We start from the raw sequence: 20,090 nt of genomic DNA on the forward strand, positions 1-20,090 counted from the left end.
CGCCCGGCCCGCCCTCCTGGTCGACGACGTCGTCACGACAGGGGCCACGCTCGTCCGCGCCGCGGGCGCCCTCGAGGGCACGCGCTGGGTGCCCGTCGCGGCGCTGACGCTGGCATCCGCGCCGTCCCCGACGCCACCGACGTCGGTCCGTCCCGCATGACCGCGGCAGGCGTTATGGTGGGAGTTCCAGGACGACGACAGTCGGACACCTTCCCGGCAAGGAGGTGATGCAGCAGGCGTGACAAGCGCCGCCACCTTGCCCCTGGCCCCTGCGGGGCCCCAGCGACAGTTGAAGGAGTTTTCGTCATGGACATCGCAATCGTGGGACGTCACACCAAGGTCTCCGAGGACATGCGGCAGAAGATCTTCGAGAAGATGGAGAAGGTCGAGGCCCTCGCCCCTCGCGCGACCCGCGCGGACATCCATGTGGTCCATGAGAGGAACCCGAGGCACGCCAACGATCGCGAGCGTGTCGAGATCACGGTGCGCGGGCGCGGCCTGGTCCGCGCGGAGTGCGCGGCCGAGGACCGCTACGTCGCCCTCGACGGCGCGATGCAGAAGCTCCTCGAGCAGCTGCGCAAGCTCCACGAGCGCAAGGCGCACCGCCACCAGGGCAAGCCCGGCCTCCACACGGTGCCGGTCGAGCCCGACGAGGCGGCGGCCGACGAGGAGCGCGCCACCAGCGCGGAGGCGTGGGAGGGTGCTCCCGAGGGCTCGCACCGCGAGATCCCCATCGACGGCACCCCCATCGTCATCCGTTCCAAGGTCCACGCGGCTGCTCCCATGAGCATCGCCGATGCGGTCGACCAGATGGAGCTCGTGGGCCACGACTTCTTCCTCTTCCACGACCTCGAGACCGGCCTCGCATCGGCGGTCTACCGCCGCCGCGGCTGGACGTACGGCGTGATCCACCTCGAGCAGGACGAGGACGCGCAGGCGCGCGAGACCGCCTGAGCAGGCGCGGCGCGGCAGCGAGGCCGCGCCGCTTCTCCCGTCACGGCGGGGCCGCACCGGATAGATTTCCCCGGTGCAGCCCCGCCATTTCGTGTCCGTCGTGGCCGCGGCGACCCTGTGGGGCTTCGGCGGCGTGCTCGGCACCCTGCTCGGCGACCACGCCGGGCTGCACGCGTTCTCCATCGCGATGTGGCGCATGCTCGTGGCGGGCGGCGCGCTCCTCGCCTACCTGGCCGCGCGGGGCGGCCTGCGGATGCTGCGGGGCGCCGCGCTGCGGCGCGCCGCGGTCACCGGCCTCCTGACCGCCCTGTTCGAGGCGCTGTTCTTCTCCGCGATCGGGGCGTCCTCGGTGGGCCTCGCGACGCTCATCGGGATCGGGTCCGCACCCGTGTGCGTCGCCGCGTGGGACTGGGCGACCACCCGCAGGCGCCCGCCCGCGGCCACCCTGGGCGCCCTCGTCCTTGCGCTCGCGGGCCTCACGCTGCTGCTCGGCGGCTCCGCCGACACGGGCGCCGACGGCCTGGTGGGCGCGCTGCTCGCGCTCGGCGCGGGCGCCTCGTTCGCCGCGATCTCGGTGGTCAACCGCGCCCCGGTCGCGGGCCTCGGCCCCGTCGAGCTCACGGCGTTCGCGTTCGCGATCGGCGGCCTCGCGCTCGTGCCCGCCGCGCTCGCGGCCGGCATCGGCGCCGCGACGGACCTGTACGGGTGGGCGATCACGCTCGGCATGGGCATCGTGGTCACCGCGCTCGCGTACGTGCTCTACCTCGGCGGGCTGCGCACCGTGCCGCCGTTCGTCGCGACCATCGTGTCGCTGCTCGAGCCGCTCGTGGCGGCCGTCACGGCCGCGTTCGTGTTCGGCGAGGACCTGGGCTGGGTCGGGGTCGCCGGCGGCGCGGTGCTCGGCTGCGCGGTGGTCCTGTTGCGCCCACAGCGAGACGAGCCGGAGACCATCCACTGACCGCCTACGATGGTCGGGGACTGTTCCAGGATTCGCGAGGAGTGCGACGTGGCATTGATGGACCGCATCATCCGGATGGGCGAGGGGCGCGAGCTCCGACGACTCGAGAAGGTGGTGACGCTCACCAACGCCCTCGAAGAGGCGTACGAGGCCATGTCGGACGACGAGCTCCGCGGCCTCACCGACGAGTTCAAGGAGCGCCGCGCCAACGGCGAGACCCTCGAGGACCTCATGCCCGAGGCGTTCGCGGCCGTGCGCGAGGCATCGCGCCGCACGCTCGGCATGCGTCACTTCGACGTCCAGCTCATGGGCGGCGGCGCGCTCCACCACGGCAACATCGCCGAGATGAAGACCGGTGAGGGCAAGACCCTCGTCGCGACCCTGCCCGCGTACCTCAACGCGCTCGACGGCAAGGGCGTCCACGTCGTCACCGTCAACGACTACCTCGCGAGCTACCAGTCCGACCTCATGGGCCGCGTGTTCCGCTTCCTCGGGATGACCACCGGCTGCATCATCGCCAACCAGCTCCCGGACGTGCGCCGCCGTCAGTACGAGGCCGACATCACGTACGGCACGAACAACGAGTTCGGCTTCGACCACCTGCGCGACAACATGGCGCTCAACCCCACCCAGCTGGTGCAGCGCGGCTACCACTACGCGATCATCGACGAGGTCGACTCGATCCTCATCGACGAGGCGCGCACGCCGCTCATCGTCTCCGGCCCCGCCTCGGGCGACAACAACCGCTGGTACGTCGAGTTCGCGCGGCTCGTGCAGTCGATGGAGGTCGACGTCGACTACGAGGTCGAGGAGAAGAAGCGCGCGGTCGGCGTCCTCGAGCCCGGCATCGACAAGGTCGAGAAGGCGCTCGGCATCGAGAATCTCTACGACCCCGCCAACACGCCCCTCATCGGCTTCCTCAACAACGCCATCAAGGCCAAGGAGCTGTTCCGCCGCGACCGCGACTACGTGGTCCAGGGCGGCGAGGTCGACATCGTCGACGAGCACACCGGCCGCCTGCTCAAGGGGCGTCGCTACTCCGAGGGCCTGCACCAGGCGATCGAGGCCAAGGAGAAGGTGGTGATCAAGGCGGAGAACCAGACCTACGCCTCCATCACGCTCCAGAACTACTTCCGCATGTACGACAAGATCGGCGGCATGACGGGCACCGCCCAGACCGAGGCGGCCGAGCTGCACTCGACGTACGGCATGGGCGTCATCCCCATCCCGACCAACCGCCCGATGGTCCGCCAGGACCAGGCCGACCTGCTCTACAAGTCTGAGAAGGCGAAGCACGACGCGGTGATCGAGGACATCCTCGAGCGCAACGCGAAGGGCCAGCCCATCCTCGTCGGCACCGTGTCCGTCGAGAAGTCCGAGGCGCTGTCGGCCGAGCTGCGCAAGCGCGGCATCGTCCACACCGTGCTCAACGCCAAGCAGCACGAGCGCGAGGCGTCGATCGTCGCCGAGGCGGGCCGCAAGGGCGCCGTCACGGTCGCCACCAACATGGCGGGCCGCGGCACCGACATCATGCTCGGCGGCAACCCCGAGTTCCGCGCCGTGGCGGAGATGCAGGCGCGCGGGCTCGACCCCAACGAGCAGCCCGACGAGTACGAGCAGGTCTGGAAGGACGTCTTCGCCCAGGCGAAGGAGGACGTCGAGTCCGAGCGCCTCGAGGTGCTCGAGGCCGGCGGCCTGTACGTGCTCGGCACCGAGCGTCACGAGTCGCGCCGCATCGACAACCAGCTCCGCGGCCGCTCCGGCCGTCAGGGCGACCCGGGCGAGAGCCGGTTCTACCTCTCGCTCGAGGACGACCTCATGCGCATGTTCCAGTCGGGCCTCGCGGCGTCCGTGATGAACTCGGCCGCGCTGCCCGACGACATGCCGATCGAGTCGAAGGTCCTCACGCGCGGCGTGCAGAGCGCCCAGGCGCAGATCGAGGGCCGCAACCACGAGATCCGCAAGAACATCCTCAAGTACGACGACGTCCTCAACTCGCAGCGCAAGATCATCTTCGCCGAGCGCCGCCGCGTGCTCGACGGCGAGGACCTGCACGAGCAGATGCAGTCCTTCGTCGAGGACGTGGTCAAGGCGTACGTGCGCTCCGCGACCCTCGTCGGCTCGCCCGACGACTGGGACCTCGAGGCGCTGTGGAAGGACCTGCGGGCCGTCTACCCGGTGTCGATCGACATCGACGAGGTCATCGACGAGGCGGGGGACATCTCCGGCCTCACGACGGCGTTCCTCGAGCGCGAGCTGCTGGCCGACGCCAAGCTTCAGTACCAGTACGTCGAGATGAAGCTCGGCGCCGACATCATGCGTCAGGTCGAGCGTCAGGTGCTGCTCCAGGTGCTCGACTTCAAGTGGCGCGAGCACCTCTACGAGATGGACTACCTCAAGGAGGGCATCGGCCTGCGCGCGATGGGTCAGCGCGACCCGCTCATCGAGTACCAGCGCGAGGGCTACCAGCTGTTCGAGGCGATGTCCGACGCCATCAAGGAGCAGGCCGTCTCGATCCTGTACCGCGTCGAGAAGAAGGAGACGCCGCAGGCGCCCGTCACCGCGGACTCGGCCGCGCAGACCGCGCAGGGCGCCCCCGCGCAGCGCGCGGCGGCGGGCGCGTCCGGCCAGCGCATGGCGGCGTCCCCGGCGGCGTCCGGCTCCTCCGGCGGCTACGTCCAGGCGAGCATGGGCGCGTTGACGTTCTCCGGCCCCGCGCAGGACGGCTCGGGCGACACCAAGGTGGCGGCGGCCCAGCAGGGCCCCAAGCCCTGGGACGACGGCCGCACGTTCGCGGGCACCGGCAAGAACTCGCCGTGCCCGTGCGGCTCGGGCCGCAAGTACAAGATGTGCCACGGCAGGAACGAGGAGGACGCGGAGCTCTGACGCCCCGCCGACCGACGCCACGGAGGGCGGCACCCGCACGGGTGCCGCCCTCCCGCGCGTCCGGGGCCGTCAGCCGATGTCGAGCACCGTGATGACCCACCGCCCGGCCAGGTCCTCGAGGCGGATCGCGACCGCGTGGGACCGCCCGCCGATGCTCGCGACCGCGCCCACCTCCGCGGCGCCGCGCGAGACGCGGCACGCGCGCGCCCGCAGGATCCGCGCGGCGGTGGCGCCGTTCCGTCCCGCGCGCCGCGCGAGCGAGTGCTGGCGGGCGAGCACCTCGCGCACCTCGGGGGTGATCCACCGCAGCAGCGTGTCGAGCCCGTCGCCGCCGTGCACCACCTCGATCGCGGTGAGCGCGACGGTGCAGGCCAGCGGCGTCGGGTCGCCGAGGGTGGCGCGCGACCGCCCGTAGACGTCGCGGCGCGGTGGCCGCGGCGCCCACGCCGGCTCGGCGCTCATCGCGCGCCCCCGTCCAGCGCGGCGGGGACCTCGAGCGCGAGGCCGGGCAGGATGAGGTCCGGATCGGGGCCGATGCGGTCGCGGTTCGCCGCGTACAGCGCGGGCCATGCGTCGGCGACCGCGGCGTCTCCCGCGTCGGGACCGAGCATGCCCGCCGCGATGGTCCACAGGCACTCGCCCGCGACCACCACGTGGACCGTCGCCGCGTCCGTCGAGGCGCGCGGCGGTGCGGCCGGCGCGGCCGGTGCGGCTGGTGTGCGCGCCGCGGGGGCGTCCGCGGCCCCGTCCGTGGCCGCCGGGGTCGCGACCGTCGCGGTCGCGGTGGCGGTCGCCGTGACGCGGGCGGGCAGCGGCGCCTGGGTCGCCGGTGCCCACGGCGCGCCCGCACCCGCGCCGTCCGGCAGCCAGCCGGCGGACGGGGGCGGGTCGGCGGCCTGCGCGGCGCCCGCGCTCAGCGCGACCGCAGCGAGCGTGGCCGCCGCCGACCGGGCGAGGCGCCCGGTCCACGCGGGCGCCGCGACCCCGCGGGCCCGGGCGACGAGCGCCGCGACCACCTCGGCCAGGAAGCGGGCCGCCACCGCGGCGCCGACGATCCCGGCCGCGACCACCACGGCGTCGGCGGCGGTCCACAGTCGCCAGTCGACCTGGGCAGCGGCGCGCCAGGCCATGAGCCCCGCGGCCGTGCCGAGCGGGCCGGCGGCGAGCGCGGCCACCAGGCCCGCCCCGCGCATCGTCCCGGCGCCGCGTCCCGACGTCCCCGCGCCGATACCCGTCTGGACCATATTTGCCCCCATTAGATGCCGTTTGATGCTGTTTGACATCTCCTGGTGTAGTCCCGCGCGTCCGTTTTGTCCACCGGGGGGCTGCGGCCTGGGGACGGCGCGGCTAGCGTGGCGGCATGCGCTGGGAGCTGCTGTTCGAGGACCTCGAGGCCCGCATCGACGCGTCCGAGCGCGCCGAGGTCGATGCCCAGATCCTCGACCGCACGCGCGACGAGCGTGCCGCTGTCACCCTCGCGTCGCGCCTCGCGGCGCAGGGCCCCGTGCTGGTGCGGCTCGTGCTGCGCGGGGGAGGCGTCGTCGCCGGCGCGGTCGCGGACGTCGCGGGCGCGTGGGTGCTGCTCGACACGGCCGAGGGTCAGGCGGTGGTGCCGCTCGCGGCCGTGGCGGCCGCGGAGGGGCTCGCGCATGCGGCCGCTCCATTGAGCGAGGTGCGGCGGCGGCTCACCGTCGCATCGGCGCTGCGCGAGCTCGCGGAGGCCGGTGCGCCGGTGACCGCGGAGACCGATGGCGGCCGGTGGGCCGGGCTGATCGTCGCGGTCGGCGCGGACCATGTCGACCTCGCCGCCGACGGCACGACCGTCGCGGTGCCGATCGCGGCGCTGCGGGTGGTGCGCGCCGCCTAGTGGCCCTCGCGCTCCCTCAGCTGCTCTTCGGCGAGCGCGTACTGGCGGGCGATGTAGTTCTCGAGCTCAGCCTCGTCCACGCGCCACTGACCCCGGCCGCCCACCTGGATCGCGCGCAGGTCGCCGGAGTGCACGAGGGCATAGGCCTGCTGCGAGGAGATGTTCAGGATCTCCTGAACGTCGCTGAGCTTGAGGAAGCGGGGCGGCACCTCGCCATTGTGACACGCGTCGGTGCGGCCCGCCCTGTTCTCCACAGGTCTTCACGCCGCGCCATCCACCAGGCATGATGGTCCCATCCGACGGCAATGGGGGTGCCGATGGGCGACGACGTTCATGCGGTGGCGGCGCGGCTGCGGCCGCCGTCGTGGCGCGACCCGCGACTCGTCGTGGGCCTCCTGCTCATCGCGGTCGCCGTCGCCGGCGTCGCGCTGACCCTGCGCTCCGCGGACCGCACCGCACCGGTCTACGCGGCCGCGACCACGCTCGCGCCCGGAGCGGTGCTCGACGAGTCCAACGTGGTGGTGGCGCACGTGCGCGTGGGCGAGGGCTACCTCGAGGCGCCCGACGCGGCGCCGTTCGGCAGGGTCGTGACCCGCGCCGTGGGGGCGGGCGAGCTCATCCCCGCGACGGCCGTCGCCGCGCGTGAGGACTACGACGGCCGCCCCGTGGCGGTGGTCGCGACCGCCCTGATCGCCGCGGGCGTCGAGGCCGGCGCGACGGTCGACGTGTGGGTGACGCCCGAGGCCGGGGCCGGCGGATCGACGCGGGTCGGCGAGGCGCTGCCCGTGGCCGCGGTCGAGCGGGACGACGGCGCGTTCGGCGCGGGCGGCCAGACGGTCTACGTGGTGGTGCCGGCCGACGCGGTGGGCGACCTGCTCGACGCCCTCGCCGGCGCGGCCGACGTCGCGGTCGTGGGGATCGGGTGAGCGGCCGCCTCGGGGTGATCGTCGCGGTGCGCGGCGACGAGGAGGCGCGGGCGGTCGCACGGATCGACGGCCACCCGGGGCTCGTGGTGGTGCGCCGATGCGCCGACCTGGTGGAGGCGGTCGCGGTCGCGCGCGCGGGGCTGGGCCGCGTCGTGGTGCTGTCCGACCAGCCCCACCTCGACGCGGACGCCGTCGCGGCCATCCGCGCCGCCGGGGCCGGCATCGTCGGCGTGGGGGAGGCGGGGCGGCTCGAGGCGCTCGGCGTGAGGACCGCGGGGGAGGACCTCGCCGCCGTGGTGCTCGGCGCGGTCGAGAGGCCCGCGCCCGTCTTCGTGCCGCCGCCCGAGCGCGGCGGCGGCGCCATCGTCGCGGTGTGGGGCTCGGGCGGCGCGCCCGGGCGCACGACGGTCGCCGTCAACCTCGCCGCGGAGGCCGCCCACGCGGGCCACCGCTCGCTGCTGGTCGACCTCGACACGTACGGCGCCTCGGTCGCGACGGCGCTCGGGCTCGCGGACGAGACCGCGGGCATCGCGGCCGTCGTGCGCGCCGCGGCGCGGGGGGACGATGCGGGATCGCTCGTCGCGCGCCACACGCTCGAGGTCGCGCCGCGCCTGGGGGTCCTCACGGGCCTCGCGCGGGCGGCGCGCTGGCCGGAGGTGACGGGTCCGGGGCTCGAGCGCACGTGGCCCGCGCTGCGCGCTGCCGCCGACGTGATCGTGCTCGACCTCGCCGCGCCCGCCGATGCCGGAGCGGGCGGCCCCGGGGCCCTGGGCCCGCGCCGCGATGCCGCCACGCTCGCCGCCCTCGCGGAGGCCGACGCGGTCGTCGCGGTCGGCTCGGCCGAGCCCCATCAGCTCATCCGCCTGGTCCAGGCGCTCCTCGATCACGAGGGCCCCACCCCCATCGTCGCGGTCAACCGCATCCGCGCCTCGGTCGCGGGTGCCCGCCCCGAGGACGCGATCGCGGCGGCGCTGGGCCGCCACGCCGGCGTGAGCGAGGTGTGGCCCCTGCCCTACGACCCGCGCGCCGCGGACGCCGCCGCGCGCGACGGCCGGATCCTCGCGGAGGTGGCGCCGCGCTCCCCGCTGCGGCGGGCGATCGCCTCGATGGCGACGGTCGTCGTGGAGGCCGCGCGTGCGTCGCGGGACGCGCCCGTCGCGGTGACAGACTGAGCGCATGCGCGTCTACATCCCCGCCACCGTCGACGACCTGCCCCGCTGCGCCGACGGCCTGTGGGAGCCGCCGCTCGCGTACGCCGCGACCGACCTGCTGCTCGAGATCGTGGACTCCGACGACCTCGACGAGGTGGCCGAGGTCGCGCGCGACGTGGCAGCCCTCGCGTCCGTGGTGGAGTCCGGCTCCCCGCTGCGCGTCGTCGTGGTCGCCGAGCTCACGCGCGCCGAGTGCGACGCCGCTCCGGACCTCCACCCCGCCGCCGTGCGGGTGTCGGGCCGGATCCCGGCCGCCGCGATCGCGTGCGCGTTCGTCGACGAGCGCGCCGCTGCCGAGGACGTCAAGGCCGCCGTCGCGGGGGACGAGGGCGCGCTCGAGCGCCTCGAGGAGCGTGACCTGCTCTGGTTCGACGCATCGGAGCTGTCCCACCTCCCGCTCGGGTAGGCGACTTCCAATGACAGATGTGACGGGTGGGACGGCCGTCCCACCCGTCACATCTGTCATTGGGAATCACTCCGCGAGGCGGGCCAGCACCTGGTCGTGGAGCAGGCCGTTGGTGACGAGCGCGTTGCCGCCGTGCGGCCCAGGCGTGCCGTCCACGCCGGTGAAGCGGCCGCCAGCCTCCTCCACGATCGCGACCAGCGCCGCCATGTCGTACAGCGCGAGCTCGGGCTCCGCGGCGATGTCGACCGCGCCCTCGGCCACCATCATGTAGCTCCAGAAGTCGCCGTAGGCGCGCGTGCGCCACACGTCGTCCATGAGCGACAGGAACTGCGGCAGGCGCCCGAACTCGCGCCACTCCGCGAGGTCCGAGTACGACAGCGACGCCTCGCCCAGCGACCCGACGCCGGAGACGTGGATCGGCCGCGCGGTCGCCTCCGAGGCTCCCAGCCATGCGCCCTGGCCGCGCGCCGCGAACCAGCGCCGGTGGAGCGCCGGCGCGCTCACCACGCCCACCGCCGCATCGTCGCCGTCGAGCAGCGCGATCAGCGTCGCCCACACGGGCACGTCGCGGATGAAGTTCTTGGTGCCGTCGATCGGGTCGACCACCCAGCGCCGCGCGCCCGCACCCGTGGTGCCGTACTCCTCACCCACGAACGCGTCGTCGGGCCGGTGCTGCGCGATGAGGCGCCGCGCGACCTGCTCGGCCGCGCGGTCGACCGCCGTGACGGGCGTGTCGTCGGGCTTGGTCTCGACCGTCAGCTCGCCGGTCGCGAAGTTCGCGAGGGTGACGCGGTCCACCTCGTCGGCGATCGCGAGGGCGAGCAGCAGGTCGTCGGCGTAGGGCGCGTCGGTCATGGCTTCAACCTACCGGGGACGATGCGCGGGCCGGCCGTCGCTCGGCCTCCCGGCCGGTTGCTGCGCACGGATTCGCTGACGACACGCCGCCGGGCGCGCGGGAATGGCGGCGCGAGGCCGGCGTGTCGGGCGTGGATCCGTGCGGAGCGAAGTGTGTGTGTGTGCTCAGTACTGGTCGCCGGCCGCGCGCGAGGCCAGCAGCCGGCGGATCGAGTCGACGCGCGCGTGGCGCTCGGGCACGTCGCCGGCCCACGCGTCGAGCTCGCAGCCCGCCTCGGCCGACTCATGCGTGCAGCCCCGGGGGCACAACTCGTCGGCCGCGTCGGCGATGTCGGGGAACGCCAGGATGAACCGCGCGGGGTCCACATGCGCGAGCCCGAACGAGCGCACGCCGGGGGTGTCGACGATCCGGCCGCCGGTGGGCACCTCGTACAGCACCGCCGACGTCGAGGTGTGGCGTCCGCGGCCCGTGACGTCGTTGACGACCCCCACGGCACGCCCCGCGTCGGGCACGAGCGCGTTGACGAGCGTGGACTTGCCCACGCCCGAGTAGCCCACGAGCACCGTCGTCGCGCCGGCGAGCGACTCGCGCAGCTCGACGAAGCCGGGGTCGGCCTCGGGGCCGCCGTCGCGGCGCACCGACGTCTCGAGCACCCGCACCCCGAGCGGCTCGTAGGCCGCCTTGAGGTCGGTCGCGTCGGCGAGGTCGGCCTTGGTGAGCACGAGCACCGACTCCATGCCGGCGTCGAAGGCCGCCACCAGGCAGCGGTCGATCATGCGCGGGTTGGGCTCGGGGTCCGCGAGCGCCGTGACGATCGCGAGCCGCTCGGCGTTCGCGACCAGCACCCGTTCGGTCGCGTCGGTGTCGTCGGCCGTGCGGCGCAGCGCGGTGGCGCGCTCCTCGCGCCGCACGATGCGCGCGAGGGTGTCCGGCCGTCCCGACACGTCGCCCACCACGCCGACGCGATCGCCGATCACCAGGCCGCGCCGGCCCAGCTCGCGGGCCTTGACCGCGGTGACCGTCGCATCGTCCACCGTGACCGTGTACCGGCCGCGGTCGACGCCGATCACCGTGCCCGCGACCGCGTCCTCGTGCGCGGGGCGGATCTTGGTGCGCGGGCGGGAGCCGCGGCGGTTGGGGCGGACCCGGGCGTCGGACTCGTCGTACTCGCGTCGCGCCATTCAGGCGTCCGGCCCGAGCATGCCGCGCCACAGGGCGGGGAAGTCGGGCATCGTCTTGGAGGTGGTGCCCACGTTGATCACCCGGGTGCCGGGCACGGCGAGCCCGAGGATCGCGGCGAAGGTGGCCATGCGGTGGTCGTGGTAGGTCTCCATCGCGGCACCCGAGAGGCCCGCCGGCGGCATGCCGGAGAACTCCAGGGAGCCGTCGTCGGCGGTGCAGTTCCCGCCGACGCGCTCGACCTCGGCCGCGATGGCGGCGAGGCGGTCGGTCTCGTGGCCGCGCAGGTGGCCGATGCCGGTCAGCCGCGACGGCGAGGTGGCCAGCGCGCACAGGGCCGCGATGGTCGGCGTGATCTCGCCCGCGGGCGAGAGGTCGGCGTCGATGCCGCGGATCTCGCCCGTGCCGGTCACGGTCAGGACGTCGCCCTCGAGCGTGCACGTCGCGCCCATGCGGGTCAGGAGCTCGGGGAACAGCGCGCCAGGCTGGGTGGTGACCTCGGGCCAGCCGGGGATGCGGACCGTGCCGCCCGCGACCAGCGCGGCGGCCATGAACGGGCCGGCGTTGCTGAGGTCGGGCTCGACGCGCACGTCGCCGGGCCGGATCTCGCCGGGGTGCACGATCCACGTGCGCTCGTCGGGCTGGTCCACCCGGATGCCCGCCTCGCGCAGCGCCTCGCACGTCATGTCGATGTGCGGCAGGCTCGGGAGGGTCTGCCCGGTGTGACGGATGGTGAGGCCCTCGGGCAGGCGCGGCGCGGTGAGCAGCAGCCCGGTGACGAACTGCGACGACGAGGACGAGTCGACCTCGACCACGTCGGGCACCTCGGCCGGAGGGGTGACGGTGAAGGGCAGGGTGCCGCGGCCGTCGTCGTCGACCGTGGCACCGAGCAGGCGCAGCGCGTCGAGCAGCGGGCCCATGGGGCGCACGCGGGCGCCCTCGTCGCCGTCGAAGCTCACGGGCCCGTCGGCGAGCAGCACCATCGGCGGCACGAAGCGCATGACGGTGCCGGCGAGGCCGCAGTCGACGTGGGCGCCGCCGCGGATCGGGCCGGGCGTGACGCGCCACTCGTCGCCCGCATCGTCCACCGCGACGCCGAGCCCGCGCAGGGCCGCGATCATGAGGTCGGAGTCGCGCGAGCGCAGGCCGCCGCGGACCGTCACGGGCTCCGCGGCGAGCGCCGCGAGCACCAGGTAGCGGTTGGTGAGCGACTTGGATCCGGGCACGGACACCGTCGCGTCCAGGGGACGATGCGCGCGCGGCGCGTCCCACACCTCGCCGGGGCCGTGGCCGGGGCGGAGGACGGGGGCTTCGCTCACGCGGCGCGCTTCTTGGAGCGGGCCTGCTTCTCGGCGTCCTTGGCGGCCGCCTTCGCCGCCTTCTCCTTCTCCTTGGCCTCGGCGGCCTTCTCCTTGGCCTTCGCCTTGCGCGCCTTCTTGCGGTCGATGTGGCGCTGGCTGTGGCCGGCGGTCGCCGCGACGAGGACGCCGCCGACGAGCGAGACATTCTTGAGGAACTGGTCGAGCTCCTCCTGGCGGCGCGTCTCGTCCTCCTCCTTCCAGAAGGGGTGGGCGAGGGCCGCGGTGGCGGCCGCGAGGCCCGCGAGGCCCAGCGCGGCGCTGCGCGGCGTGCGCGACAGCGCGAGCGCGGAGGCCAGCGCGACGGACGCGGCGCCGTGGATCTTGACGAGGTCGACCGTCTTGACCTCCTCCAGGCCGAGCTCCCTGAGCGCGGGCTCGACTGTGGGGGCGACGCGCGCGGCGCGCGCCTCGGGCTCGAGGTAGCTCTGCACGCCCCCGTAGACGAACCACGAGGCGAGCAGCGGCCTGGCAAGTGCACGCAACATGCCTCCTACGCTACCAAGCGCCAGGCATCGCGTCAGGGGCGGGAATTCTGGGCCACGTTCCGCCGTTACGCAACTTCGTGACGACCACCGTGGAGAAGACCAGGGCGTCGCGTGCTCCCGCTCGCAGACGCTCCGCTGTACGCTCGCAACCGATGACCGACACAACCGAGTACGACTTCGAGTCCGAGGCGCTGTCCTACATGGACCAGCTCTACGCCGCCGCCCTGCGCATGACGCGCAACGGAGCCGACGCGGAGGACCTGGTGCAGGAGACGTTCGCGAAGGCCTTCGCCGCGCAGGACAAGTTCACGCCGGGCACCAACCTCAAGGCGTGGCTGTACCGGATCCAGACGAACGCGTTCATCAACAGCTACCGCAAGAAGCAGCGCGAGCCCAAGCGCTCGGACGCGGAGACCGTCGAGGACTGGCAGCTGGCCGCGGCCGCCGAGCACACGTCCTCCGGGCTCGCGTCGGCGGAGGACCGCGCCCTGGACTCGCTCGGCGACGACGTGATCCGTCAGGCCATGTCCGAGCTGTCGGACGACTTCCGCATGGCGGTCTACCTCTCGGACGTCGAGGGGTTCGCCTACAAGGAGATCGCGGAGATCATGGACACCCCCGTGGGCACCGTGATGTCGCGCCTGCATCGCGGGCGCAAGCTCCTGCGAGAGAAGCTCAGGGACTACGCCGCGGAGCGCGGTCTCTACGAGAGGACCCCGGTGAAGAAGGACAAGGACGGGGGTGCATGCCGTGCCCAAGCCTGAATGCGAGGAGGCGCTCGACCGCCTCTTCGAGTACATCGATCATGAGCTCCCCGAGGATGAGATCCACCTCATCGGCGAGCACCTGAAGACGTGCCCGCCGTGCGAGGCGGAGCACAAGATCAACGAGAAGATCAAGCGCCTGGTGAACCGCACCGGCCACGACGTCGCGCCCGAGGAGCTGCGCTCACGCATCCTCGCGACCATCCGGGCCACGCGCCCCGAGACGTCCTAGGGGAGCCGGCCCGCGCATCGTCCGCGGGCCCCGAGACGACAGAAGCCGCATCGGTCAGGACCGATGCGGCTTCTTCTCATCCGGGCGGACGCGGCTCAGGCGTTGGGCCGCTTGCCGTGGTTGGCGCCACCCTTCGCGCGCGACTTGCGCTTGCGGCCTCGCTTGCTCACAACGTTCCCCTTTCTGGACGCAGTTCAAAGACCCTCTATCCTCCCATACCTGACGGACTCGTCACACCGCCCTCCTCGCGGGGCCCCGGTGCCGCTACTCTCGGGCTCAAGCCGTCCCTGCCGGATGCCGATGGAGGAACCGTGAGCGATCAGCCCCAGTCAGTCATCCCGTTCCTGCACGCGCTCGCCTCGACGGGCGGGTCCGACCTCCACTGCAAGGTGGGATCGGCGCCCCGGGTGCGCGTCGACGGCCGCCTGCGCAAGCTGCAGGTTCCGCCGCTGACCCCCGAGGACACGCGCCATATGGTGGCGCAGGTGCTGCCGGAGGACCTCGTCGCGACGTTCCGCGACACCCACGAGGCCGACTTCGCGTTCTCGCTGTCGGGCGTGGGCCGCTTCCGCGTCAACGCGTACGTCGCGCGCGGCACCGAGGGCCTCGTGTTCCGCCGCGTCGCGGTGGGCGCGCAGAGCTTCGAGGAGCTGGGCCTACCCGGCGTCATCGCGGACCTCGCGCTCGAGCCGCGCGGGCTCGTGCTCGTCACGGGCCCGACGGGCTCGGGCAAGACCACGACGCTCGCGTCGATGATCGACCTGGTCAACTCGTACCGCGAGGTCAACATCGTCACGATCGAGGACCCGATCGAGGTGCTGCACCAGGACAAGAAGGCGATCATCTCGCAGCGCGAGGTGCGCTCCGACACGCTCGACTTCACGTCCGCGCTGCGCGCCGCGATGCGCCAGGACCCCGACGTCATCATGGTCGGCGAGATGCGCGACATCGAGACGGTGCGCGCCGCGCTGTCCGCCGCGGAGACCGGCCACCTGGTCCTCGCGACGCTGCACACGGTCGACGCGCAGGACACCATCAACCGCATCGTCGACTTCTTCACGCCGCACGAGCAGAACCAGGTCCGCGCGACGCTCGCGCAGACGCTGCGCGGCATCGTCTCGCAGCGGCTCGTGCGCAAGGGCGACGGCGGCGGGCGCACGCTCGTCGCGGAGGTCATGGTCAACACGGGCCGCACCGCCGAGGCGATCATCGACCCGTCGAGCCAGCCGCCCATCCTCGACCTCATCGCCGAGGGCGAGTACTACAAGATGCAGACGTTCGACCAGCACCTGTTCCAGCTGGTGCGGGACAACGTCGTCGCGCTCGACGACGCGGTCGCGATCGCGTCCCGCCCGCACGACCTGCTGGTCGAGCTGCGAGGAGCAGGAGTCATCGCCTGACCTTCCGGTTCCCAATGACACTTGTGCACGGTGGTACACGTGCGCCTGATGTGGCGCGTGGGATCAGGGGACGGGCGCTTCGACGCTCACGTCACATGCGCCCCATCTGTCATTGGGAATCAGGCGGCCGGCGGCTCGATGCCTAGCCACGAGTGCCACCGCGAGTGCAGCACCAGCCACGCCATGAGGCCGTAGCCGGCCTGCAGCGGCAGCGCGTCGTGGCCCGTGGCCATGTCCGCTCCCCACTGCTCGTGGCGCGCGAGCGGCCCGTACATGTCGATGTACGCGACGCCGCGGCGCGAGGCCGCGTCCTCGCACACGGCGGCGAGCTCCGCGATGCGCGGGTTGTCGGCCTCGGCGCCCGGCGGGGGACCCGCGATGAGCGTCTGGAAGCCGAGCGCGTGCGCGCGGTCGAGGAAGTTCGCGATGTTGAGCCGCGTCATCGTGGGGGAGACCCCGCGCCGGACGTCGTGGCGGCCGATCGCGAACAGCACGTGGTTGGCCTCGGGCTCGGTGCTGCGGGTGCGGCGCAGCGCCTCCTCGTCCCAGCGGCTCGTCAGCTCCCCGGTGGTCTCCCCGGGCACCGCGAGCGTGTGGAACGCGAGGTCCGGGGCGAGGGGGAGCGTGCGCGCCGCGACGCGCCCCGCCCACCCCAACGCCTTCGGATCCCCGTGCCCGGCGACGAGCTCGTCGCCGACGAGGAAGACGTTCCTCATCGCGCGAAGGCTCGCGCGGTCAGGTCCTGCTGCTCGGCGGCATGGCGCGATGCCAGGCCGGATGCGGGCGATGCGGAGGCGGGTCGGGACACGACTCCGACAGTAGTCCCCACGATCTGGGGCAGGCTGAGCGACATGCGCGACCAGGCTCCCTGGTTCTGCGGCTCCTCCTGGACCCAGACGAGCTCGGCGCCGTCGAACGGGGCGAGCGCCTCGCGGATCGCGTCCGTCGCGAGCGGGTAGAGCTGCTCGAAGCGGATGATCGCCGTGGACGTGTCGCCCTGGCGCTCCCGCTCCGCGAGCAGGTCGTAGTAGACCTTGCCCGCGCACATGAGCACCCGGTCGACCGCGGCCGGATCCACCGCATCGTCCCCGATGACCTCGCGGAACGTGCCGGTGGTGAAGTCCTCGACCGCCGACTGCGCCGCGCGGAGGCGGAGCATCGACTTCGGGGTGAACACCACGAGCGGCTTGCGGGGCCGGTCGTATGCCTGGCGGCGCAGCAGGTGGAAGTAGCTGGCCGGCGTGGACGGCATCGCGGCGATCATGTTGTCCTCCGCGCACAGCTGGAGGAAGCGCTCGACGCGGGCCGACGAGTGGTCCGGTCCCTGGCCCTCGAAGCCGTGCGGCAGCAGCAGCACCACCGAGGAGGACTGGCCCCACTTCTGCTCGGCCGACGAGATGAACTCGTCGATGATGGTCTGCGCGCCGTTGACGAAGTCGCCGAACTGCGCCTCCCACACCACGAGCGCGTCGGGGCGCTCGACCGAGTAGCCGTACTCGAAGCCGAGCACGCCGTACTCCGACAGCGGGGAGTCGTAGATGTGCAGGCGCGCCTGGTCCGAGGACAGGTACAGCAGCGGCGTCCACTCGGCGCCGGTGTTGCGGTCGTGGTAGACCGCGTGGCGCTGGACGAACGTGCCGCGGCGCGAGTCCTGGCCCGAGACGCGGACCGGGACGCCCTCCTGGAGCAGCGTGCCGAACGCGAGGATCTCGCCGTAGCCCCAGTCGATGCCGCCCTCGCGGCTCATCGCCTCGCGGCGCTCAAGCAGCTTCTCGAGCTTGGGGTGCACGGAGAAGTTCTCCGGCGGGCGCACGTGGGCGCGGCCGATGCGCTCGATCTGGGTGGGCGACACGGACGTCTTCCAGCCGACCATGACGCCGGCGTCGGAGGACTGCGAGGACGGCAGCTCGAGGCCCGCGACGGACTCGGAGTCGGGCGACGGGCGGTAGCCCTCGCGCGTCTCGATGAAGACGCGCTCGAGCTGGGCGAGGTAGTCCTTGGAGACCGTCTCCGCCTCGTCGGTGGTGATGTCCCCGCGGCGGATGAGCGACTCGGTGTACAGGTGACGCACCGAGCGCTTCGCCTCGATGAGGTCGTACATGCGCGGCTGCGTCATCGACGGGTCGTCGCCCTCGTTGTGGCCGCGGCGGCGGTAGCAGACCATGTCGATGATGACGTCGCGGCCGAACCGCTCGCGGTACTCGAACGCGAGCCGGGCGGCGCGCACGCACGCCTCCGGGTCGTCGCCGTTGACGTGGAAGATCGGGACCTGGAAGCCCTTGGCGACGTCCGTGGCGTACCGGGTGGAGCGCGAGCTCTCCGGGCCGGTGGTGAAGCCGACCTGGTTGTTGATGATGACGTGCACGGTGCCGCCCACGCGGTAGCCCTTGAGCAGCGCCATGTTGAGCGTCTCGAGCACCACGCCCTGGCCCGCGAAGGCCGCGTCGCCGTGGATGAGGACCGGCAGGACCGGGTAGCCGTCCGTGGCCGGGTCCGCGCCGAGCGCGTCGAGCTTGGCGCGGACGATGCCCTCGAGGACCGGGTCGACCGCCTCGAGGTGCGACGGGTTTCCGGCGAGGTAGACGCGCGTGGCGGCGCCCGACTCGGCGGTGAACGTGCCCTCCGTGCCGAGGTGGTACTTGACGTCGCCGGAGCCCTGGACGGACCCGGGGACGGCGGTGCCCTCGAACTCGGAGAAGATCTGGCCGTAGCTCTTGCCCGCGAGGTTCGCGAGCACGTTGAGGCGTCCGCGGTGCGCCATGCCGATGCAGACCTCGTGCACGCCCGCCTCGGCGGCGGCGCTCATGACGGAGTCGAGCAGCGGGATCAGCGACTCGCCGCCCTCGAGCGAGAACCGCTTCTGGCCCACGTACTTGGTCTGCAGGAACGCCTCGAAGGCCTCCGCCGCGTTGAGGCGGTGGAGGATGCGCAGGTGCTCCTCCCGGGTGGGCTTGGTGTAGCCGTGCTCGAGCCGCTCCTGGAAGAACGAGCGCTGCTCGCGGTCCGCGATGTGCATGTACTCGAGGCCGATGGTGCGGCAGTACGCGTCGCGCAGGCGGCCGAGCACCGTGCGGACGGTCCACGTGTCCTGGCCCGCGAAGCCGGCCGTCTGGTACGAGCGGTCGAGGTCCCACAGCGTGAGCCCGTGCGTCTGGATGTCGAGGTCCGGGTGCTTGCGCGGGCGGCTCGACAGGGGGTCCACGTCGGCCATGAGGTGACCGCGCGAGCGGTACGCGTGGATGAGCTCCGCGATGCGGGCGGGCTTGCCGGCCTCGGTCGCGGGGTTGGTCGTGGTGTCCTGGAGCCAGCGCACCGGCTCGTAGGGCACGCGGATCGACGCGAACACGCGGTCGTAGAAGCCGTCGAGGCCGAGCAGCTTGCGGTGCACGATCCCGAGGAACTCGCCGGACTGCGCGCCCTGGATCACGCGGTGGTCGTAGGTCGACGTCAGCGTCATGACCTTCGACACGCCCAGGCGGGCGACCGTCTCCTCGGAGGCACCCTGGAACTCGGCGGGGTAGTCCATCGAGCCCACGCCGATGATCGCGCCCTGGCCCGCCATGAGGCGCGGCACCGAGTGGACCGTGCCGAGCGTGCCCGGGTTGGTCAGCGTGATGGTGGTGCCCTGGAAGTCGCCGGCCTGGAGCGCGCCGTTGCGGGCGCGGCGGACCATGTCCTCGTAGGCCGCCCAGAAGTCGGCGAAGTCCATGCTGTCCGCGCCCTTGATGGCGGGCACGAGCAGCTGGCGGGTGCCGTCCGGGCGGGCGAGGTCGATCGCGAGGCCGAGGTTGACGGCCGCGGGCGTCTGCAGCGCGGGCTTGCCGTCCTCCTCCGTGTAGGCGGCGTTCATCGACGGGAACTCCGCGAGCGCCTCGACGATCGCGAAGCCGATGAGGTGGGTGAAGCTCACCTTGCCGCCGCGGGTGCGGGCGAGGTGGTTGTTGATCACCAGGCGGTTGTCCATGAGGAGCTTCGCCGGCACGGTGCGCACCGACGTCGCGGTCGGGACCGCGAGGCTCGCCTCCATGTTCTCGACGACGCGCGCGGCGGGGCCGCGCAGGCGCGATACGCCCTGCTGGACGTCCTTGGTCTCGAGCGGCGTGAAGTCGGGGCGCTGGAGGTAGGCGGCGGTGGGCGCCTGAGCGGTCGCGATCGGCTGGGTCGCGGTGGCCGCGTCATCGTCGCGGGACGATGCGGCGGTCGCGGGCGGCGCGGGAGCGACGGGTGCGGGCGGCGGCGTCGCGGGTGCCGCGGGCACGTCGGCGCGGTGCGACGGCGGCGGCGGGGGCGGCGGCGGGACGGCGCCGGCGGCGGACCCGGTCGGGGTCACGGTCGGCAGCGCCTGGGTCGGGGGCTGGGGGGTCGGGGACTGCCCGGTTCCAGGGGTCGCCTGGGGCGTGCCGGCGTCGCCGCGGGCTGCATCGGCTCCGTGCGCGCCGCCCAGGATGAGCGACGCCACTGACGGGGCACCTGCAGCACGGGCGACGGAGACGCGGTCGGTATCGGGCGCAGAGGTGTCGGGGGACACGGTGGAGGCCGCTCGCTTTCTTGGCGCATCAGCGTCGATGGTGATCAGTTCTCCCTATCTTCCATGCAAACGCGCGG

Annotated in this window: 20 protein-coding genes; 10 read left to right on the forward strand and 10 right to left on the reverse strand. The window is 73.2% G+C overall.

Annotation, left to right across the window (positions count from 1 at the left end; translation table 11 throughout):
* Positions 1 to 306: 306 nt before the first annotated feature.
* The 3 genes from hpf to secA all read left to right on the forward strand — a co-directional run bounded on the left by hpf (position 307) and on the right by secA (position 4,798).
* Positions 307 to 954 carry a ribosome hibernation-promoting factor, HPF/YfiA family gene (gene hpf, locus AOM04_RS05505; protein WP_062463514.1) on the forward strand — a complete coding sequence of 216 codons (648 nt, stop codon included), beginning with the start codon at positions 307 to 309 and terminating at the stop codon, positions 952 to 954.
* Positions 955 to 1,027: 73 nt separating this feature from the next.
* Positions 1,028 to 1,912: a DMT family transporter gene (locus AOM04_RS05510; protein WP_062463517.1), complete on the forward strand. Its 885-nt coding sequence runs from the start codon at positions 1,028 to 1,030 to the stop codon at positions 1,910 to 1,912.
* A gap of 57 nt (positions 1,913 to 1,969) precedes the next feature.
* Complete coding sequence (gene secA / locus AOM04_RS05515) at positions 1,970 to 4,798, forward strand: preprotein translocase subunit SecA (RefSeq protein WP_228373650.1); 2,829 nt, start codon at positions 1,970 to 1,972, stop codon at positions 4,796 to 4,798.
* A gap of 69 nt (positions 4,799 to 4,867) precedes the next feature.
* Here secA and AOM04_RS05520 read toward each other — a convergent pair whose 3' ends face one another.
* Both AOM04_RS05520 and AOM04_RS05525 read right to left on the reverse strand, forming a co-directional pair.
* Positions 4,868 to 5,260 carry an Rv3235 family protein gene (locus tag AOM04_RS05520; protein ID WP_062463523.1) on the reverse strand — a complete coding sequence of 131 codons (393 nt, stop codon included), beginning with the start codon at positions 5,258 to 5,260 and terminating at the stop codon, positions 4,868 to 4,870.
* A complete protein-coding gene (locus tag AOM04_RS05525) occupies positions 5,257 to 6,042 on the reverse strand; it encodes a LysM peptidoglycan-binding domain-containing protein (protein WP_062463526.1) in 786 nt (261 codons plus the stop codon). Before AOM04_RS05525 ends, AOM04_RS05520 begins: the two co-directional genes overlap by 4 nt.
* Positions 6,043 to 6,158: 116 nt before the next feature.
* On the opposite strand from AOM04_RS05525, the gene AOM04_RS05530 reads away from it, so the two are divergent.
* Positions 6,159 to 6,665 (forward strand): hypothetical protein, encoded by a 507-nt coding sequence (locus AOM04_RS05530; RefSeq protein WP_062463528.1) that lies wholly within the window; start codon positions 6,159 to 6,161, stop codon positions 6,663 to 6,665.
* Here the strand turns inward: AOM04_RS05530 and AOM04_RS05535 are convergent.
* A complete protein-coding gene (locus AOM04_RS05535) occupies positions 6,662 to 6,874 on the reverse strand; it encodes a helix-turn-helix transcriptional regulator (protein ID WP_062463531.1) in 213 nt (70 codons plus the stop codon). The genes AOM04_RS05530 and AOM04_RS05535 overlap by 4 nt on opposite strands.
* Before the next feature lie 108 nt (positions 6,875 to 6,982).
* On the opposite strand from AOM04_RS05535, the gene AOM04_RS05540 reads away from it, so the two are divergent.
* Genes AOM04_RS05540 through AOM04_RS05550 form a run of 3 tightly spaced genes read left to right on the forward strand, consistent with a single transcriptional unit; the run spans position 6,983 to position 9,208 of the window.
* The gene (locus tag AOM04_RS05540; protein WP_062463534.1) at positions 6,983 to 7,591 is read left to right on the forward strand and encodes a CpaB family protein; all 609 of its coding nucleotides are present in this window, start codon (positions 6,983 to 6,985) and stop codon (positions 7,589 to 7,591) included.
* Positions 7,588 to 8,763 carry a nucleotide-binding protein gene (locus tag AOM04_RS05545; protein WP_156160624.1) on the forward strand — a complete coding sequence of 392 codons (1,176 nt, stop codon included), beginning with the start codon at positions 7,588 to 7,590 and terminating at the stop codon, positions 8,761 to 8,763. The genes AOM04_RS05540 and AOM04_RS05545 overlap by 4 nt, the downstream gene beginning before the upstream one ends.
* 4 nt (positions 8,764 to 8,767) lie before the next feature.
* A complete protein-coding gene (locus tag AOM04_RS05550; protein WP_062463540.1) occupies positions 8,768 to 9,208 on the forward strand; it encodes a DUF6912 family protein in 441 nt (146 codons plus the stop codon).
* Positions 9,209 to 9,274: 66 nt separating this feature from the next.
* Here AOM04_RS05550 and AOM04_RS05555 read toward each other — a convergent pair whose 3' ends face one another.
* The 4 genes from AOM04_RS05555 to AOM04_RS05570 all read right to left on the reverse strand — a co-directional run bounded on the left by AOM04_RS05555 (position 9,275) and on the right by AOM04_RS05570 (position 13,089).
* On the reverse strand, positions 9,275 to 10,063 hold the full coding sequence (locus AOM04_RS05555) for an inositol monophosphatase family protein (protein ID WP_062463543.1): 789 nt from the start codon (positions 10,061 to 10,063) through the stop codon (positions 9,275 to 9,277).
* A gap of 165 nt (positions 10,064 to 10,228) precedes the next feature.
* A complete protein-coding gene (gene rsgA / locus AOM04_RS05560) occupies positions 10,229 to 11,245 on the reverse strand; it encodes a ribosome small subunit-dependent GTPase A (protein WP_062463546.1) in 1,017 nt (338 codons plus the stop codon).
* Positions 11,246 to 12,562, reverse strand: a complete 1,317-nt coding sequence (gene aroA / locus AOM04_RS05565; protein ID WP_062463548.1) for a 3-phosphoshikimate 1-carboxyvinyltransferase — start codon at positions 12,560 to 12,562, stop codon at positions 11,246 to 11,248. It abuts the gene before it with no gap.
* Complete coding sequence (locus AOM04_RS05570; protein ID WP_062463551.1) at positions 12,559 to 13,089, reverse strand: hypothetical protein; 531 nt, start codon at positions 13,087 to 13,089, stop codon at positions 12,559 to 12,561. Before AOM04_RS05570 ends, aroA begins: the two co-directional genes overlap by 4 nt.
* A gap of 77 nt (positions 13,090 to 13,166) precedes the next feature.
* On the opposite strand from AOM04_RS05570, the gene AOM04_RS05575 reads away from it, so the two are divergent.
* The gene (locus AOM04_RS05575) at positions 13,167 to 13,853 is read left to right on the forward strand and encodes a sigma-70 family RNA polymerase sigma factor (protein WP_439645055.1); all 687 of its coding nucleotides are present in this window, start codon (positions 13,167 to 13,169) and stop codon (positions 13,851 to 13,853) included.
* Positions 13,840 to 14,085 carry a mycothiol system anti-sigma-R factor gene (gene rsrA / locus AOM04_RS05580; protein WP_169816414.1) on the forward strand — a complete coding sequence of 82 codons (246 nt, stop codon included), beginning with the start codon at positions 13,840 to 13,842 and terminating at the stop codon, positions 14,083 to 14,085. The genes AOM04_RS05575 and rsrA overlap by 14 nt, the downstream gene beginning before the upstream one ends.
* A gap of 95 nt (positions 14,086 to 14,180) precedes the next feature.
* Here rsrA and AOM04_RS15110 read toward each other — a convergent pair whose 3' ends face one another.
* Complete coding sequence (locus tag AOM04_RS15110) at positions 14,181 to 14,255, reverse strand: 50S ribosomal protein bL37 (protein ID WP_416812274.1); 75 nt, start codon at positions 14,253 to 14,255, stop codon at positions 14,181 to 14,183.
* A 141-nt stretch (positions 14,256 to 14,396) separates the two neighbouring features.
* On the opposite strand from AOM04_RS15110, the gene AOM04_RS05585 reads away from it, so the two are divergent.
* On the forward strand, positions 14,397 to 15,485 hold the full coding sequence (locus AOM04_RS05585) for a type IV pilus twitching motility protein PilT (protein ID WP_062463561.1): 1,089 nt from the start codon (positions 14,397 to 14,399) through the stop codon (positions 15,483 to 15,485).
* A 119-nt stretch (positions 15,486 to 15,604) separates the two neighbouring features.
* Here the strand turns inward: AOM04_RS05585 and AOM04_RS05590 are convergent, their stop codons facing one another.
* Together AOM04_RS05590 and AOM04_RS05595 are read right to left on the reverse strand one after the other, a co-directional pair.
* The gene (locus tag AOM04_RS05590) at positions 15,605 to 16,201 is read right to left on the reverse strand and encodes a GDSL-type esterase/lipase family protein (RefSeq protein ID WP_062463565.1); all 597 of its coding nucleotides are present in this window, start codon (positions 16,199 to 16,201) and stop codon (positions 15,605 to 15,607) included.
* Complete coding sequence (locus AOM04_RS05595; RefSeq protein ID WP_174447660.1) at positions 16,198 to 19,944, reverse strand: multifunctional oxoglutarate decarboxylase/oxoglutarate dehydrogenase thiamine pyrophosphate-binding subunit/dihydrolipoyllysine-residue succinyltransferase subunit; 3,747 nt, start codon at positions 19,942 to 19,944, stop codon at positions 16,198 to 16,200. Before AOM04_RS05595 ends, AOM04_RS05590 begins: the two co-directional genes overlap by 4 nt.
* Between the last annotated feature and the right edge of the window lie 146 nt (positions 19,945 to 20,090).

This window comes from Demequina soli (genome assembly GCF_000971195.1).
Taxonomy (GTDB): Bacteria; Actinomycetota; Actinomycetes; order Actinomycetales; family Demequinaceae; genus Demequina; species Demequina soli.

Coding starts and splice junctions, on each gene's coding strand:
- AOM04_RS05525 (WP_062463526.1), bottom strand. CDS start 6,042: ATGGTCCAGACGGGTATCGGCGCGGGGACGTCGGGACGCGGCGCCGGG.
- AOM04_RS05520 (WP_062463523.1), bottom strand. CDS start 5,260: ATGAGCGCCGAGCCGGCGTGGGCGCCGCGGCCACCGCGCCGCGACGTC.
- secA (WP_228373650.1), top strand. CDS start 1,970: ATGGACCGCATCATCCGGATGGGCGAGGGGCGCGAGCTCCGACGACTC.
- AOM04_RS05530 (WP_062463528.1), top strand. CDS start 6,159: ATGCGCTGGGAGCTGCTGTTCGAGGACCTCGAGGCCCGCATCGACGCG.
- hpf (WP_062463514.1), top strand. CDS start 307: ATGGACATCGCAATCGTGGGACGTCACACCAAGGTCTCCGAGGACATG.
- rsgA (WP_062463546.1), bottom strand. CDS start 11,245: ATGGCGCGACGCGAGTACGACGAGTCCGACGCCCGGGTCCGCCCCAAC.
- AOM04_RS05540 (WP_062463534.1), top strand. CDS start 6,983: ATGGGCGACGACGTTCATGCGGTGGCGGCGCGGCTGCGGCCGCCGTCG.
- AOM04_RS05550 (WP_062463540.1), top strand. CDS start 8,768: ATGCGCGTCTACATCCCCGCCACCGTCGACGACCTGCCCCGCTGCGCC.
- AOM04_RS05570 (WP_062463551.1), bottom strand. CDS start 13,089: ATGTTGCGTGCACTTGCCAGGCCGCTGCTCGCCTCGTGGTTCGTCTAC.
- AOM04_RS05590 (WP_062463565.1), bottom strand. CDS start 16,201: ATGAGGAACGTCTTCCTCGTCGGCGACGAGCTCGTCGCCGGGCACGGG.
- AOM04_RS05555 (WP_062463543.1), bottom strand. CDS start 10,063: ATGACCGACGCGCCCTACGCCGACGACCTGCTGCTCGCCCTCGCGATC.